We start from the raw sequence: 16706 nt of genomic DNA, 5'->3' as shown, positions 1-16706 counted from the left end.
GCCTCACCGCGACCCACCACGGCTCCAACAAGGTGGGGGCGAACGACTTGAATCCCGACAGGATTCCATGGGCCCCCAACACGCTGCCCACCCGTGCGGCCGCGGTCGCGCACGCGGCGTCAGCGCTTCCCAATCCCAACATCCGCCGGGCCGCGACAGCCGCGGCGGCCGCGGCGGCGCTCCCACTCCCATTGCCCGCGAACCTGGCGAACCTGGCCGCCGCGGCGGAACGCGCCGCCTATGCCTCCTCCGCGGGGGCCTTCACCCCGCTCGTGGTGGCCCGTGCAGCGGCCGCGGCGGTGGTCCTGGAGAACGCCGTCCCGAACACGCCACAAGCGCAGTTCGACCATTTGGGAGCCGTGTCCGCGGGCCCCCCGCCCGCTGTGCCCGCGCTGGTCGGCGGAACGGCGGTGGCCTGGGGCCTGGTGACGGCCGCGTTGGGCGGTGGCGGTGCGGCGGCGGTGCCAGGACTGGGCCCCGTGGTGGCGGTGCCAGGAGGCCCCCAGGTGGTCAGGGCGGCCACCGAGGCCGTCCTCATGGCCAGGGGGCTCCCCAACGCCCACCGCACCGCATCCGCGCGCAGAGCCGTGGAGCAGGCGCACGTCGGCGCGAGGCCCGGAGCGCCACAGCCCGTCCTGCAGGCCGTCGCCGCGGCCGTGGCCGTGCGGCGGAGCATCGCCCAAGGCGGAACCATCTCCGTCCCGACCGCCACCGCCATCGTCCAGGCCTCCCGCCTGAGCATCACCACCGGCGCCGGGGGGACGGTGGCGGCCCTCGCCGGAGCGGGGATTGCCAACCTCCCCGCGGTGACCCATCCCTATTTCGCCACCGCTGTCGCCGCCATTCCCAACCCGCCGCTGGCGGCGGTCCAGGCCGCGCTGGGGCTCGCGCGGAGCGCGCCCATCGACCCGGCGAATGCCCCCTTCGCGGTGGCCAACGCCTTCGCCCCCTCGCCCGTCCTTCCCGAAATCATCCTGGATGCCCTGGTGTCTCGCGGCCAGTCGCTCCCGAAGTTTCCGCTCGCGTTGGTTGAGATTGCCGCCGCCCTCGCGGCCATCGGGCCCGCGGCCTCTCTCTCCGAAGTGGCCGCCGTCGTCGAGGCGGCGCGCGCGGCGCAAAACGGTCAGGCGGCGGGCGCACCTCCCGCCGCCGGGCTCGCACACGCGGCAGCGGACCGCATCGGCTATTCCTACGGCGTCGCCATCCAGACGGGCGGCGCGGCGGCGGTCCCTCCCTTCGCGCACCGCTATCTCTCCCAGGGCGTGGGGCATCCTGCCCACCTCGCCATCGACAAGTACCAGCGCCGGGGTTGGGCGGTGCGCCGCAACACCAGCATGCACGCGGACCAGAGCACCCAGCCAGACCACAGCCCTCGCGGGCACCACGCCTTGGGGTGGGAGCTGGCCCCGTTCTACGAAGGACCGCTGCGTCCGGCCTCCCTCGTCACTGGCACCCTTTCGCGGACCTGCCATGGCTGCAAGGAGGTCGCCGCGGCCCGAGCCGCCGTGGCCGTGGGAGCGGGAACAGCGCCAGCCACCGCCGTGGCCACCGCCATCGGCGTGGTCCCCGCCGCGGCCGCCGCCACGGCCCCCGCGGCAGGTCCCGTCAACGCCGCGCAACTGGGCCGGCTGGGCGTTCCAGCCGCGCGAGCGGCACGTCGGAGCCTGGAGCCCGCCATCGCGGCCCGGGCCGCCGTGCCCTTCGCCAGGGCAGCGGTCGCGGGCGTCGCCGCGGCCCATGCCACGAGCGCATGCATCCTCGTGACCCAAGCGGCCCTCGCGGCCTGGTGGCCCGCCGCCACGGCACGAGGGGACGTCGTCAGGGGCGGGCCTCTCTCCCCGGCGGCCGCGATGCTCGGGGGCGTCCCGCCATCGGCCGCCGAGGCCGTCACGACGGCCCGTGCCGCGGTGCTGGCCGTCCCACTCGCCCTGGCCCCGGCGGACCTCGCCGCGGTGGTGGCCGCGCTCGCGGTGAGCCTGGGAGAACCGCCCCTCACCGCTGTCGCCGCGACCGTGGCGCTTCCCTTCCTGGGAGGCACGGGCGCAGCGGCCCTCAGCGCGGCCCACGCGACGGCCGCCGGTGTCGGGATTGATAACTTCGCGGCGGCCATCGTCGGAAGCGCCCATGCCTGCGCGTTGGGCGCGAACCTGCCAGCGCCCGTCGCCGCCAGGGTGGCCGCCATCTCCGCCATGGTCGGAGGGGCCCCACTTCCCGCGAGGCTGGATGCGGTGGCCAACGCCATCTCGGCGGGACCTCCGGTCGCGGCGCACCACGCCCTCCTCCTGCGCACGGTGGGCATCACCCTTCCGGCCATCGCCGCGGTCGTCGCGGCGGCAGCGGGCATGGCCCACGCGGGCGTGACTCCGCCAGTCGCGGCGGACGCGAGCACCTGTCATGCCGCCGCGGCCGCCACCGTGCCGGGCATCCCCCAGGCCGCCGTGAATGTCTGCGCCGCCACGCTCGCGGGCGGCGCCATCCACCCCATCCCAGCCGCTGTCGCGGGCCTCGTGGCTGCCTCCACGCCGACAGCCGCCGCCGCCGTGACAGCCGCGTCTTCCGTGCTGACAGCCACTGGGGCGGCCCCCCCGGCGCCTGGGGACGCCGCCGTCTGTTACGCCTCGGCGGCAGCCGCCGTCACCGCTGCGATGGGAGGCGCCGCCGCCGCCGCTGAAGCCGCGGCCAACACCCTCGCGGGCCTCCTCGTGCCCGCCGTCGGCAACACCGCGGTGACGGCCGCCACCGCCGCGAACTCCAGCGAGGAGGCAGCCGCAGCGGTGGCGGCGGCAGACGCCCTCGTCACGGCGGATGCATTGACGCTGCCGACCGCGGCCCAGTCGGCGGCCTGTTACGCGGCGGCCGCGGCGGCCGCGGGTGTTCCGGCGCTCGCGGCGAACGCGGCGGCCGGGACCATTGCCCTGGCCGGCGTCACCGCCGCCACCGATGCCAACACGGCACTGGTCGCGGGCGCCACCCCGCTCGCATGTGCCACCGTCGCCGCGGCCATGGTCGTCACCCAGCTCGCCGTGGGCGGCACCGCCAATCACCGCGCGGTCGCGGCCGCGGCCAGCGCTTCAGCCATCGGCATTCCCGCGGGGCCGGTGGACCAGGCAGCCCAGAGCCTCAGCGTGGGCATGGCCCATCCCATCTCCGTGGCCATCGCCGAGTCCGCGTCGATGCGGGCTTCGGGCGCATCGGAAGAAGCAGCCGCGGCCATGGCCACCGTCCGGGCGATCGAGCCTCGGAGCGCCCCCCTGGCCGCCGCGGCAGCAGCCAGTGCGGGCGTACCCGCCGCGGACGCCGCCGCCACGGCGGCCATCCGTCTCTTCAATGTCTGACCCGTCTGCGCCCTCGCGTGACACAGTTCCCCCATGTTCGACGTCGCGCGCTACCTGGAGCGAATCGGCGTGGGGGCGGAGCAGTCCCTCACGAGGCTGCACCGGGCCCACTTGGAGGCCGTGCCCTTCGAGAACCTGGACATCCACCTGAAGCGGCCCATCCGGCTCGACACGGACGCCCTCTTCGAGAAGGTCGTCGTCCAGCGGCGCGGCGGCTTCTGCTACGAGCTCAACGGTCTCTTCGCCCGGCTGCTGACGGCGCTGGGCCACCGGGTGACGCTGCTGTCCGCGGGCGTGGCCACGGCCCCGGATGGCAGCGCCTACGGCCCCGACTTCGACCACCTGGCCCTCCAGGTGGAGGATGAACAGGGACGCTGGTTGGCGGATGTCGGCTTCGGTGAGTGCTTCACCGAGCCCCTGCGCCTGGACACCCACGACGTCCAGGTGCGCTCCGGCCGCGCATACCGGCTCTCACCGGAGGGCGAAGACCTCATCCTCTGGAGTGAGAAGCCCTCCGGATGGGAGGCGGAGTACCGCCTCTCCCTCGTGCCCCGCCAGCTCGCGGACTTCGAGGGCATGTGCCGCTACCACCAGACCTCCCCGGACTCCATCTTCACCCAGCGGCGGCTGTGCACCCGGGCGACGCCAGAGGGGCGCATCACCGCCAAGGAGGGCACACTCGTCCTCACCCGGAGCGGGGTCCGGACGGAGCAGCCTCTCCCCGACGAAGACGCCCTGCGGCGCGCGCTCGTCGAACACTTCGGCGTCATCCTCCCGTCCCTGGAGTAGTGCGTACCTGTCCCCACCCCATCCTCCATCGTACGATGGCCAGGCAGGGGAAGCCCCAGAGGGGTTCGCCTGTTCATCCGCGTCGACGCCCCTGCCCGGGGCTGGCGCCCCTTACCGCAAGCCGTCCACCCAGGAGAACGGATGTCCCGCTTCACATTGCTGGCCGCAGTCCTCGTGCTCACCTGCCCGTTGTGGGCGCAGGCGAAGCCGGCCGCGGATGAGACCGCTCGCGTCCATGCGGCCGAGGCGATGAAGCAGGCCTCCTCCCCCCGAGGCGCCGCCAGCCTGCTGCGGATGCACGCGCTGGTGGACGAGGTGGAGGACCTCACGCCCCTGCTGAGCACCTACGCCTACGTGGCCTCCCGCCGCACCTCGGACCCGAATACCCGCGCCACCGCGCAGATGCTCCTGCTGGACACCGAGCGCGCCCGGGGACGGCTGGTGCGCGCCAACGAGGTGAAGCAGTGGCTGGGCTACGTGGGCGACTACTACGTCACCGGCGGCTTCGAGAACGAAGGCAAGGCCGGCTGTGACACCGACTTCGGCCCCGAGGCCGCCAACCTGGACCTGTCCGCCACCTACCCCGCGGCCAAGGGCGGCAACACCACCTGGCGCAAGCTGACGGCGAACACCGCGGATGGCTACATCGACCTGGCCACCGCCATCCGCCCCAACCGCGAGGCCGTGGCCTACGCCGTCACCTGGCTGGAGTCCTCCCAGGAGTCGCGCGTGTCGCTGGGCGTGGGCACGTCCGGCGCGTTCCGGCTGTGGGTGAACGGGCAGCTCGCCGCGAAGGAGGACCGCTACAACCTGCCGCGCCCGGACCAGTCCCGCGTGTCCGTGAAGCTGCGCAAGGGCCTCAACCGCGTGCTCGTGAAGGTGTGCCAGGAGTCCGGCCCGCTGGGTTTCTACCTGCGCCAGGAGTCGCCCACCGTGCGCGCGACGCTGCCGGCGAAGGCGCCCGCCCTGGAGAAGGGCACCGCGCCGCAGCCCCAGCCGCTGCCCACCCTCACCTCCGCCCTGCGCGCGATGGTGGAGAAGAACCCGGATGACGCCGCGCTGCGCGGCGACTACGCCCGGGTGCTGGGCTTCTTCCGCGCGTATGACGAGCGCGAGCACACCGCCAGCGCCGAGGCCGCGCGCGCCGCGGAAGCCGCCCCCAAGGACGCCCGGCTCCAGTTGCTCGCCGCCCATGCGCAGCGGGATGACCTGAACGAGCGCCGCCGCTTCCTGGAAGCCGCCATCGCCGCCGACCCTGCCATGCCGGAGGCGCGCGTGGCGCTGGCCGACCACGAGTTGGACCGCGGCCACCCCGAGCGCGTGCAGCCGCTGGTGGCGCCCGTGCTGGAGAAGACGCCGGATGACGTCAACGCGCGGCTGGTGCTGGCGCGCGCGCATGAAGCCCTGGGCGAGCGCCCCAAGGCCCACGCCCTGGTGGAGGAGACGTTCCGCCTGCAGCCCCGCGTGCCTCGCGCGGTGCGCGCCGCGGCCCAGGTGTCCCGGCAGCTCGACCGCGGCCGCGAGGCCATGGACCGGATGCGCGTGGTGCTGGCGCTGCGCTTCGACGACACCACCACGCGCCACATGCTCGCCACGATGCTGGCGGAGGCCGGGCAGGTGGAGTCCGCCCAGCGCGAGTACGCGCAGCTGGTGAAGCTCAACCCCTTCGACAATGGCTCCCGCGTGCGGCTGGCGGAGCTGAAGGCCAGCAACGGCGCGGTGGAGGAAGCCGTCGCCCTCTTCGCCGAGGCCCGCGCGCTGTCCCCGGACGAGCCGGAAGTCTATGAGCGCGAGGGCCGCGCCCTGCTGGCCGCGGGCCGCCGCGAGCCGGCGCTGGCCTCGTTCGAGCGCTCGCTGGCGCTGCGCCCGCAGAACCCGGGCCTGAAGGAGGCCCTGCGCACCCTCAAGGGCGAGAGCACCGGCACCGGCATGCAGTACCTGGTGGACGCCCAGCCGCTGGCCAAGGAGTCGGAGGCCTACGTCCACGAGGACGCCCTCTACCTGGTGGACAACACCTACGTGCGCGTCCAGCAGAGCGGCCTGTCCAGCCGCCTGCACCAGACGGTGGTCAAGGTCTTCAACTCGCGCGGCGTGGACGCGTTCCGCACCATCCCCGTCACCTATTCGCCGGACCGCCAGGAGGTGCGCGTGCTGCGCGCCCGCGTCATCAAGGCGGATGGCTCCGTGGTGGAGAGCTACGGTGAGAACGAGCGCAACATCAACGAGCCGTGGACGGGCATGTACTACGACGCCCGCGCCAAGATTCTCTCCTTCCCCTCGCTGTCGGCGGGCGACACGCTCGAGCTGACGTACCGCCTGGACGACACCGCGCAGGACAACCTCCTGTCGGACTACTGGGGTGACGTGGAGAGCGTGCAGGGCGTCTACCCGAAGGTGCGCTTCCAGTACCTGGTGGACATGCCGCAGGCACGGCCCCTGTATTGGAACAAGAGCAAGCTGACCGGCGTGGCGAGCGCGCAGGAGACGCTGGACGCCGGCCGCGTGCTGTACCGCTGGAACGCCAAGCACGTCGCCAAGGTGGTGCCGGAGCCCGGCATGCCCGGCTGGGCGGAGGTGGCGCAGAACCTCCACGTCTCCACCTACCAGACGTGGGAGCAGGTGGGCCGCTACTGGTGGGGCCTGGTGCGCGACCAGCTCCAGCCCAACGCGGAGCTGCGGCAGACGGTGGACCAGGTGCTCCAGGGCGTGGACCGGAAGAATGAGCTGGCGGTGGTGCGCGCCATCTACAACTTCGTGGTGACGAACACGCGCTACGTGGCGCTGGAGTTCGGCATCCACGGCTTCAAGCCCTACCGCGTGGACCGGGTGCTGGCGCGCCGCTTCGGTGACTGCAAGGACAAGGCGAGCCTCATCCACTCCATGCTCCAGGTTGCGGGCGTGGAGAGCCGGCTGGTGCTGCTGCGCATGCGCAACCTGGGCTCCATTGGCGAGGAGCCCGCGAGCCTGGCGGCCTTCAACCACGCCATCGCCTACGTGCCCAAGTTCGACCTGTACCTGGACGGCACCGCGGAGTTCCACGGCGCCAACGAGCTGCCCAGCGCGGACCGGGTGGCCAACGTGCTGGTGGTGGAGCCCAACGGCAAGAGCACCTTCCTCACCACGCCGGAGGCGAAGGCGGCGGACAACGCCACGCGCATGTCGCTGGACGTGACGCTCCGCGCGGACGGCGGCGCTGAAATCACCGGCTCCAGCTCCGTGGGCGGGCAGCACGCGCCCGACTACCGCCGCGCCTACCGGCCGGAGGCCACGCGCAAGTCCACCTTCGAGCGCGCCTGGGCGCAGAGCTTCCCCGGCCTCACGGTGCACGAGGTGAAGCTGAGCGACACCACGCGGCTGGATGACGACGTGGCGCTGGACTTCAAGATGAGCATCCCGCGCTACTCGGAGGTGCTGCCCAACGGCATGCGCTTCCTGCCCTTCGGCACCGGGCGCACCTACCAGCAGGCCTATGCGTCGCTGGCCCAGCGCCGCTTCGACCTGGTGATGTCCAGCCCGTGGACCAACGGTTTCCTCCTGCGCTACGCGCTGCCCGCGGGCTGGACGGTGGCGGAGCTGCCCCAGGCCGTGGAGGAGACGACGAAGTTCGGCCACATCAAGCTGAGCTACCGCCTGGAGGGCGGCAAGCTGGTGGCCGAGGGCGAGGTGGCCCTCACCACCGCGCGCGTGTCCGCGGATGACTACCCCGCGTTCCGCGAGTTCCTCGGCCGCGTGGACCGCGCCTTCGGCCGCCGGGTGTTCATCCAGAACGCGGCCAACCGCACCGCGTCCTCGACGCCGTAGCGAACGCGAGCAGGCCCGCGCCCGCCGAAGCTCCGGCGGGCGCGCGGTGGTTACGGCTCCAGCAGACCCGCCAGCAGCGCGCGGACCTCGTCCGGGCCATTCACCCGGAACGCCGCGCGCGTGGGCTTGTTGCCCGCGTGGATGGTGAGCCCGCCGGGCGGAATGGATGCGAAGAGGTCCTCGTCCGTGCGGTCATCGCCGATGGCCACCACGAGGGCGCCGGGCGCCGCGCCCTTCGTGGCCTCGCCCACCACGCGGCCCTTGTGCACGCCCTGCGGACGAATCTCCACCACCTTGTCTCCGGAGAGGATGTCCATGGACTGCCCGGCGAACTTCTCCGCCAGGTACAGCCGCAGCTCGCGGGACTGGATGGCGCCGAACTCCGCGTCCACCAGGCGGTAGTGCCACGCCAGCGACGCGGTCTTCTCCTCCACGAAGGAGCCCGGCACGCGCGCGGAGAAGGTCTCCAGTTCGGGGCGCACGCGCTCCTTCCAGTCGAACGTCACGCCCTCCAGCATCCGCCACGCCTCCCCTGGCGCCGGGCGGGACCACAGGCCGTGCTCGGCATACAGGCCCATGGCCAGGTCGCCCAACCATTCCTCCAGCGTCTCCTTGGGCCGGCCGCTGACGATGCTCACCGAGGTGCCGGGCCGGGCCACCAGCTTCGCCAGCAACTCCTTCAGCGCCACATCCGGCGCGGCCAGCTCCGGCCGGGGCGCGTAGCCCACCAGCGTCCCGTCGTAGTCCAGGAGCAGTTGCAGCCGCTCCGCCTGCTTCATCTGCGCCAGCGCCTCGGGCGCGCCCGCCTCGGCGCGCACGGCCACCGCGGGCAGCGACTGGAGCCGGTCGAGGAAGGAGGACGTCCACCAATGCACGTCCCGCGACTTCACCTGCTTGCGCAGCGTGTGCATGCGCGTGCGGCGCTCCTCCTCCGCCATCCCCAGCGCCTTTTCGATGGCGTCCGCCATGGCGTCCACGTCGTAGGGGTTGACGACGAGCGCGCCCCCCAGCTCCGCTGCGGCGCCCGCGAACTCGCTGAGCACCAGCACGCCGTCGTCGTCCGGACGCGCCGCGCAGAACTCCTTCGCCACCAGGTTCATCCCGTCCCGCACCGGCGTGACGAGCATCACATCCGCGCCCCGGTACAACCCCACGAGCTGCCGTTCGTTGAATGAGCGGTAGAGGTAGTGCACGGGCACGTTGTGCACCGTGCCGTAGAGCCCATTGATGCGCCCCACCAGCTCGTTCACCAGCTCGCGGTAGTTGGCGTACGCCTCCACCTGGGTCCTGCTGGGCACCGTCACCTGGATGAACCGCAGGCGGCCACGCCACGCGGGCGTGCGCTCCAGCACGCGCTGCACCGCCAGGAGGCGCCGCGGTATGCCCTTGGTGTAGTCCAGCCGGTCGATGCCCAGCAGGATGCGCTGCCCTTCGGAGGACCGGCGCAGGTTCGCCACCTCCTCCTGCATGCCGGGCTCGCTCGCAATCGATTCGAAGGCCTGCGCGTCGATGCCCATGGGGAAGGCGCCCACGCGCACGTCGCGGCCCTCCCAGATGATGCGGTCGATGTCCGTGTCCAGCCCGAGGTGCCGCAGCAGCGCTCCGGAGAAGTGCCGCACGTAGCTCACCGTGTGGAAGCCGATGAGGTCCGCGCCCAGCAGCCCCTTCAGCAGCTCACGCCGGCGCGGCAGCGTGCTGAAGATTTCCGACGACGGAAACGGGATGTGGTGGAAGTAGCCGATGCGCGCGCCGGGCAGCCGCTGGCGCAACATGCCGGGCACCAGCATGAGCTGATAGTCGTGGACCCAGATGGTGTCCCCGGGCTCGTAGTGCTTCGCCACCAGGTCCGCGAAGCGCTCGTTGACCTTGCGGTACACCTCCCAATCGCGGTCCTGGCGCGGAATGCGCTCCAGCATGTAGTGGCACAGCGGCCACAGGACGCGGTTGGAATAGCCTTCGTAGTAGCGGCTCACTTCGCTGGCGGACAGCGTCAGCGGCACGCAGCGCAGCTCCGCGAGCTGGGCGTCCACGCGGGCGCGTTGGCTTTCCGACAGACGGGAGACATCCCCGGGCCAGCCAATCCACAGCCCCCCCGAGCGTTCGTGCGGACGGCGAAGGCCGGTGGCCAGGCCTCCCGCGCTGCGGACCACGGAGACAGTGTCCTTCTCCACCTTGACGGTGACAGGAAGCCGGTTCGAGACGAGTAGGAGTCGGGACATAGGCCCCTCCTGAATTAGTCACTCCGTGCAGGAATGGCCATCGTCGAAACGGGCTTCATGCCAGATGTGGGTCCCTCGTGTCGGGTGGCCATCGGTGTCCAGCCCAGCCGTGACAGCAGCGCGGGCTGCCGGCCCGGCTTCCACACGAAGGCATCCAGCACATAGTGCGTGGCCTGCGGCAGCGCGAGCAGCGGCACCACGAGCGACAACACGTCCGGCGGCAGCGTCACGTCGCTCTCGCCGAAGAGCGCGCCGTGTTCGCGCCACACGACCTGGTCCCACAAGAACTCCTCCGCCAGGGCCAGCGCCACCAGGAACAGCAGGAAGCCCGGCAGCCCCGCGCGCAGCAGCGCCGCCCCCGCGCCGTAGCCACCCTCCTCCAGCCGTCCCCGCGCATAACGGAAGAGCAGCGCGAAGTAGGGAACGCCGTGCAGCACCACGTTCATCACCGTGAACGTGAAGTCGTCCCGCGCGACGACGATGCCGCCGAACCACGCCACCCACGTCGCCACCACCAACAGCACCTTGCCCGCTTGCACGCCCTCGCCGCGCACCACCCGCGCGGCTTGGAAGCCGGCCCACGCGATGAGCACCGCCGCGTGAACCCCCAGCCCCACGGTGCCCACCCAGGACGGCAGGCCCGACAGGAAGTCCCCGGGCACGAACCACCAGAAGCCGCGCGGCAGGTTCGCATGCCACCAGACGACGGGGCCCAGCGTGGCGGCATAGACGGCGGCGGCATCCAGGCGCCGCTCCAGCACAGAGACGCGCGCCTTGCGGCCGTACAGCGCCACCCAGCCGTACTGCTGCCGTACGAAGTGGCTGAGCGCGACATAGGCGAACAGCGTCCAGAACGCGCCCGGCGACACCAGGTGGGCGAGCACGCCCGCCATGTAGGCGGCCAGCGGCGCGCCCAGGTAGAGCCCGGGGCGGGTCCGCAGCTCGTCCGGATCCAGATAGGTGCGGAACAGCGTGGACCAGACGTGGGCCACGTCCACGCAGACGACGAAGAGCAGCCATGCCCACAGCGGCGTGCCGCCCGCCACGCCCAGCCAGGGCGCGGCGAGCACGAAAGCCACGGAGACGAGCGCGCTGCCAGCGAAGACGGACAGGTCCACTCCCGGACTGAACAGCCAGCCCTGGGAGGGCGCGAGAAGACGAGGCATCGGGGCCATGCAGCCTACCAGAGTCTCCGCGCCGGGGACTCGGCACCGGGCCCACGTCCGGATGCGGTATGAACCGTCCCATGCACGCCGCCGCGCCCACAGAGGCCCGCACGCACGGTGACAGGGTGGGCCTCGAACACGCCGCGGACCTTCCGCTGCCCCCTCCACGCTTCCGACGCCGTCTGCTGGCGGTGATGCTGCTCGCCGGTTGGGTGCCGCTGGTGCTGCTCGGCGTGCTCGCACAAGCCGCGCTGGAGCGGGTGCTGTCGGTGTCCATCGCCCCGGTGGAGGGCGTGCTGGAGGAGGTCGCCTCGGAGCTGGCGCGGCGGGAGCTGCCGCAAGACTCGCTCAACGAGGCGCGGCTCAACCTCGCGCAGGCGGAGCTGGCGCGACGAGCCCTGGTGCGCCGCGTGCCCGCCTTCATCACCGCGCTGGTCCTCATATCGGGCGCGGCGCTGACGGTGGCCGCGGTGCTGCTCGGGCGGGCCCTCACGCGTCCGGTGCGCACCCTCACGGAAGGCATGTGGGCCTATGCGCGCGGCGACCTCTCCGTGCGGCTCGCCGCCCCCGAGCCTCCACGCGACGAGCTGCAGTTCCTCCTGGGCCAGTTCAACCGCATGGGCCAGGAGCTGCTGTCGCAGCGCGAGCGGCTCAAGTCCGCGGAACAGATTGCCGCCTGGCAGGACGTGGCCCGCGCCCTCGCGCACGAGCTGAAGAACCCCCTCACCGCAATGAAGTTGTCGCTCGCGCGTCTGAACCGGACGGATGCGTCCACGCCCCACGACACCACCCGCTTCACCGAAGCGGTGGCCCTCCTTCAGGAGGAAGTAGACCTGTTGATGCGGATGACCCAGAGCTTCTCCACCTTCGCGCGCCTGCCCGCGCCGCGCTTCCAGGACGTGCCCCTGCGCCCGCTGCTGGCCGAGGTGTGCACCCTGTACGCGGGCACGTCCCCCGTGCCCGTGGAGCTTCGGCCTGGCGCGGAGGCCACGCTGCGCGCGGACCCGGATGGCCTGCGTCGCCTCTTCGGCAACCTGGTGAAGAACGCCACCGAGGCCTCTTCCGCCAGCGCCGCGCCAGTCCACGTCACACTGGAGTCGCCGCAGCCGGGCACCGTGTGCGTCACCGTGGCGGATGGAGGCAGTGGCGTCCCTAGCGTCCTCGAAGGCCCGGCCCTCACGCGTGGCCTCTTCAGCACCAAGCCCGGCGGCAGCGGCCTGGGCCTGCCCATCTCCCAGAAAATCGTCCACGAGCATGGAGGCAGCCTGCGCCTGGAGCCCGCGCCCGGAGGCGGTACGTTCGCGCGCGTGGAACTGCCCCTCACCCCGCCTCCGTCCCCATGAAGCCCGGTCCTCGCATCCTCATCGTCGATGACGACTCTGGCGTCCTCAGGGCCCTGCGCGGACTGCTGAGCGATGAGGGCTTCACGCCCGTGGAGGCCCGCTCCGCGGCGGAGGCCTCCCAGCTGCTCGACGCGCCCGAAGGTCCCCCGGCGATGATGCTGCTCGACCTGCGCATGCCGGGCGAGACGGGCCTGGAGCTGCTCGCGCGCCTGCCCCGGCCCTTCCCCGCGCCCGTGGTGGTGCTGTCCGGAGAGGCGTCGCCCGCCGAGGCCGTGCAGGCCCTGCGGCTGGGCGCGACGGACTTCGTGGAGAAGCCGCCCTCCCCCGAGCGGCTGCTCACCGCCGTGCGAAACGCACTGGCACTGGGCTCGCTCCAGGAAGAGCGCGAGCGGCTGCTGGACGCACTGGCCCGCCCCGGCCACCTGGTGGGTGACAGCGCTGGCATGGCGTCACTGCGCCAGCTCATCGCGCGCGTGGGCCCCAGCGACACCGCCATCCTCATCACCGGCGAGACGGGCACTGGCAAGGAACGCGTGGCGCGGGCGCTGCACCTCGCATCGGGACGCAAGGGCCGGCTCGTCGCCGTCAACTGCGCGGCCATTCCCTCCACCCTGCTGGAGAGCGAGCTGTTCGGCCACGAGAAGGGCGCGTTCTCCGGTGCGCTGTCGCGGCGCGCGGGCCGCATCGAACAGGCGCACGGCGGCACGTTGTTCCTCGATGAACTGGGCGACATGCCACTGGAGCTCCAGGCCAAGCTGCTGCGCGTCCTGGAGACGAAGGAAGTGGAGCGACTGGGCGGCAGCCTGCCCGTGCCGGTGGATGCGCGCGTCGTCGCGGCCACGCACCAGGACCTCGCCCGCGCGGTGAAGGAGGGCCGCTTCCGGCAGGACCTCTACTTCCGCCTCAACGTGATGCCCCTCCAGGTGCCGCCTCTGCGCGAGCGGCCGGAGGACCTGCTCCCCCTGGCCCGCGCCTTCGCGGCGGAGTTCGCGGGGCCGCAGGTGCCACTGGTGCTCGCGCCCGGCGCGGAAACCTCGCTGCGCGCCTATGCGTGGCCGGGCAACGTGCGCGAGCTGCGCAACCTCATCGAGCGCCTCAACCTGCTCCGGGGTGAGGGCCCGCTCACCCTGGGCCCGGAGCTCGTCTCCGCGCCCCAGGCCACCGCCGTGGCCAGCCGTCCCTCCCTGGGACAAAAGAGCTACCGAGAGCACGTGGAGGACTTCGAGCGCGAGCTCATCCGCGCGGCGCTCCAGGAAGGCGAAAGCATCGCCGGGGCCGCGCGGCTGTTGCAGGTCGACCGGGGCAACCTCTACCGGCGCATCAAGGCGCTCGGACTCCCTGTCACCTGAAGCCCGCGGGAGTGCTGCTGATCTGCCCCCGATTTTCGGCCCAGCCGCAACCACGGCCCCAGTACCGAAAGCGCCCCCATGCCTCCAGGCGGGTACCGGACAGCCGCACGCAATCGCCGCTGGCGATGTCAGTACCACATCACGACTCGACATCCCGATGTCTCCATGACATCGACATGGCTGCTCGGCCCTCGTTCTTTCAGGCACTTGCCCGACGCCTCTGGGTGGAACGGCCCGTGCTCTCCCTTCGTGCATGAACCGCTTCGCGCTCCTCATTTGTCTCCTCCCCGCGCTCGCAGTCGCGCAGCCAGCCCCTGCACCTGAGCCACGCTCCGACGCGCCCTCATCCGCGGAAGCCGCTCCGTCGCAAGGTGAAACGGGAAACAACCCGCAGTCAGAGCCTGCGGAAGGCGCAACCACTGCCACGGACAACCAGGAGGCTGGCGGCAAGCCACGCTCCCCCGCGACCGACGCCCGAGGCGACACCCCGGCGGACACGAAGAAGTCCTGCCCCGACGACTTCGAGGACGACGACTCGGGAGACACCAGCGTTCTGGCCCCGCTTCAGCTCGCCGTGGATGGGCGCTCGCTCACGCCCGGCCGCATCGAACTGCACGGGCTTCACTGGCTGACGGATGCGCAGGTGCGTGCCTTCATCGGTGCGCCTCGTGCGGACTCGGAGGCCCTGCTGAGCGGACGAGAAGTCCACCTGTTCCTCCGGCGGCTCGCTCGCTCGGGACTGTTCGCCCGCGTGGAGCCGCGCGTGCGCGTGGCCGAGGCGCCGCAGCCAGCGGTCCTCGAAGTTCACCTGGAGGAGAACGCAGTCGTCTCCGCCGTGGAGGTGAACGGGCTTCAGGACCTGCAGGCCACCGAGATTCTCGAAGAGCTGCTCTGGCTCCCGCACCGGTTCCCCACCGAGGACGAAGACGACGACTCCTTCACCGCCACGCTGCGCGTGGACTCCCGGCGCGGCACGCTCTCCGTCGTCCGTCCCTGCCCGCCTCGCTATCCGTCCCGTGACTGGGTGGCCCGGCTGGAGCGCGGCACGCTGCACCCCGGCATCTTCCTGGGCGGCGTCGCCCACGGCCTGGAGCGCACGCTGAAGCGCCTGCGTGACGACGGCTACATGCTCGCCAGCCTGTCCGCGGTGTTGTCGCCGGATGGCAAGTTGACGGTGACGGTGGATGAAGGCCGGCTCGAGTCCATCGAAGTGCGCGGCGTGGACGCCGACATCGCCGCGCGTGTCCAGGACGCGCTGGACCTGAAGCCGGGCACCGTGTTCCTCCGCAGTGATGCGAAGCGCGCCGTGCGGCGGCTGACCTCGCGGCTCCCTTTCCTGGAGCCCGCGGACGCGGACGACTCCGACAGCCCGCGTGCCCAGCGCGCCCACATCATCGAGACGCGCGAGCCGGACGGCACCCGCGCCTATCACACGCAGGAAGCACCGCGCGCGAAGCCGCGCCACCGGGAGCAGGTGGAGTTCGAGCTGAACTGGAAGCAGTTCGCCGACTGGTGGGACGACGTGGACTCGGCCGACAGCATCACCCTCGAGGGCAAGAAGCTGGTGGTGCACCTGCGCACGCGGCGGCCCGACTTCGACGTGGACCTGCTTCCGATGCACACGCAGGTGACGGGCTTCTCGCCAGGTCTTGCAGGGCGGCTGCGCCTCTGGGATGCGAAGGACCGCGCGCACGTCACCGTGGATGCCGCGCTCACCATCCCGCTGCGGTGGGGCGGCCAGTATCTGCCGGATGACCCGGAAGGCACGCAGCGCCAGCGGCGCATCAACATGCTCGGTGGGGCGAAGCTCCAGGTGCCGCGGGTGGGGCTCGCGGAGCTGGGCGCGCAGGTCTACGACTTCACCGACACGCTGGACCGGTGGCGGATGGGCGACATCGACTCGTCGCTCTACTCGGCCCTCATCAACCGGCCGGACCGCGACTACTTCCGCCGCAAGGGGCTCACGGCCTTCGCCACCTGGCGCTGGGCGGACGACTGGCTCGCGGGCGTCGAGTACCGCAACGACCGATACGAGTCGATGCGCAGCTTCACGCCGCCCTTCTCCCTGTTCCGGAACGACTCGGCGCCCTTCCCCAACGCGCCCGTCACCGAGGGCCGCTTCGACTCCGTGGTGGTGCGCATGGAGTACGCCAGCAACGTGCCCGCCGCCGCGTCCGTGGGCTCGCTGTTCCGCACGCCGGAGACGTCGCTCTTCGACCGGGATGGCGACTGGGAGAGCCGCGCGTCGCTCCGGGGCCTGCTCACGCTGGAGGTGGGCAACGGTCCGGGGAGCGCGGGCGGTGACGCGCGCTTCTGGAAGCTGGTGAGCGACATCGCGATGGAGGTGCCCACCGGCTGGGACACCGGTCTGTCGCTGCGCGTGCGCACCGCGGGGGGCCACCGCCTGCCCGAACAGAAGCGCGAGGCACTGGGTGGATGGACGGCGCTGCGCGGCTTCGGCTTCAAGGAGTACCGCGGCGACGTGTCCGTGCTCACCAGCGCGGAGTACCGCTGGAGCGCCCTGGGCGTCTTCGTGGACCTGGGCACGGTGCGGGCGGATGACGCATGGACGGATGCACGGCTCGGCCTGGGCGCCAGCCTCCACTTCGGAGACAACGTGCGGATGGACGTCGCGTGGCGCACGGATGAGCGGGCCACCGCCACGCCCGAGGCCCGGCTGCTCTTCCAGCGGACCTTCTAAAGA

Annotated in this window: 7 protein-coding genes and 1 pseudogene; 6 read left to right on the top strand and 2 right to left on the bottom strand. The window is 72.0% G+C overall.

What is annotated here, in order from left to right; translation table 11 throughout:
* The 3 genes and pseudogenes from FL344_RS38715 to FL344_RS30645 form a co-directional block, all read left to right on the top strand.
* Positions 1 to 3335 (top strand): annotated as a pseudogene (locus tag FL344_RS38715) (flagellar hook-length control protein FliK); the annotation flags it as partial.
* Positions 3336 to 3368: 33 nt separating this feature from the next.
* Positions 3369 to 4124, top strand: coding sequence for an arylamine N-acetyltransferase (locus FL344_RS30650; protein WP_141621026.1), 756 nt, complete (start codon positions 3369 to 3371; stop codon positions 4122 to 4124).
* Between the two features lie 141 nt (positions 4125 to 4265).
* Positions 4266 to 7925, top strand: coding sequence for a DUF3857 domain-containing protein (locus FL344_RS30645; protein WP_141621025.1), 3660 nt, complete (start codon positions 4266 to 4268; stop codon positions 7923 to 7925).
* Positions 7926 to 7975: 50 nt separating this feature from the next.
* On the opposite strand, the gene FL344_RS30640 is transcribed toward FL344_RS30645, so the two are convergent.
* Positions 7976 to 10144, bottom strand: coding sequence for a bifunctional alpha,alpha-trehalose-phosphate synthase (UDP-forming)/trehalose-phosphatase (locus FL344_RS30640; protein ID WP_141621024.1), 2169 nt, complete (start codon positions 10142 to 10144; stop codon positions 7976 to 7978).
* A 14-nt stretch (positions 10145 to 10158) separates the two neighbouring features.
* Positions 10159 to 11310: a hypothetical protein gene (locus FL344_RS30635; RefSeq protein ID WP_141621023.1), complete on the bottom strand. Its 1152-nt coding sequence runs from the start codon at positions 11308 to 11310 to the stop codon at positions 10159 to 10161.
* A 68-nt stretch (positions 11311 to 11378) separates the two neighbouring features.
* Between FL344_RS30635 and FL344_RS30630 the strand changes: the two genes are divergently transcribed.
* From FL344_RS30630 to FL344_RS30620, 3 genes are all read left to right on the top strand, one after another.
* Positions 11379 to 12653, top strand: a complete 1275-nt coding sequence (locus tag FL344_RS30630) for an ATP-binding protein (RefSeq protein ID WP_194863315.1) — start codon at positions 11379 to 11381, stop codon at positions 12651 to 12653.
* Positions 12650 to 14002: a sigma-54 dependent transcriptional regulator gene (locus FL344_RS30625; protein WP_141621022.1), complete on the top strand. Its 1353-nt coding sequence runs from the start codon at positions 12650 to 12652 to the stop codon at positions 14000 to 14002. The genes FL344_RS30630 and FL344_RS30625 overlap by 4 nt, the downstream gene beginning before the upstream one ends.
* A gap of 253 nt (positions 14003 to 14255) precedes the next feature.
* Positions 14256 to 16703 (top strand): hypothetical protein, encoded by a 2448-nt coding sequence (locus FL344_RS30620; protein WP_141621021.1) that lies wholly within the window; start codon positions 14256 to 14258, stop codon positions 16701 to 16703.
* Positions 16704 to 16706 lie beyond the last annotated feature (3 nt).

It is taken from the genome of Myxococcus sp. AB036A (assembly GCF_006547355.1).
Classification (GTDB): Bacteria; Myxococcota; Myxococcia; order Myxococcales; family Myxococcaceae; genus Myxococcus; species Myxococcus virescens.
This window is presented reverse-complemented; position numbering and strand designations above follow the sequence as displayed.

Coding starts and splice junctions, on each gene's coding strand:
- FL344_RS30635 (WP_141621023.1), bottom strand. CDS start 11,310: ATGCCTCGTCTTCTCGCGCCCTCCCAGGGCTGGCTGTTCAGTCCGGGA.
- FL344_RS30650 (WP_141621026.1), top strand. CDS start 3,369: ATGTTCGACGTCGCGCGCTACCTGGAGCGAATCGGCGTGGGGGCGGAG.
- FL344_RS30630 (WP_194863315.1), top strand. CDS start 11,379: ATGAACCGTCCCATGCACGCCGCCGCGCCCACAGAGGCCCGCACGCAC.
- FL344_RS30625 (WP_141621022.1), top strand. CDS start 12,650: ATGAAGCCCGGTCCTCGCATCCTCATCGTCGATGACGACTCTGGCGTC.
- FL344_RS30640 (WP_141621024.1), bottom strand. CDS start 10,144: ATGTCCCGACTCCTACTCGTCTCGAACCGGCTTCCTGTCACCGTCAAG.
- FL344_RS30645 (WP_141621025.1), top strand. CDS start 4,266: ATGTCCCGCTTCACATTGCTGGCCGCAGTCCTCGTGCTCACCTGCCCG.
- FL344_RS30620 (WP_141621021.1), top strand. CDS start 14,256: ATGAACCGCTTCGCGCTCCTCATTTGTCTCCTCCCCGCGCTCGCAGTC.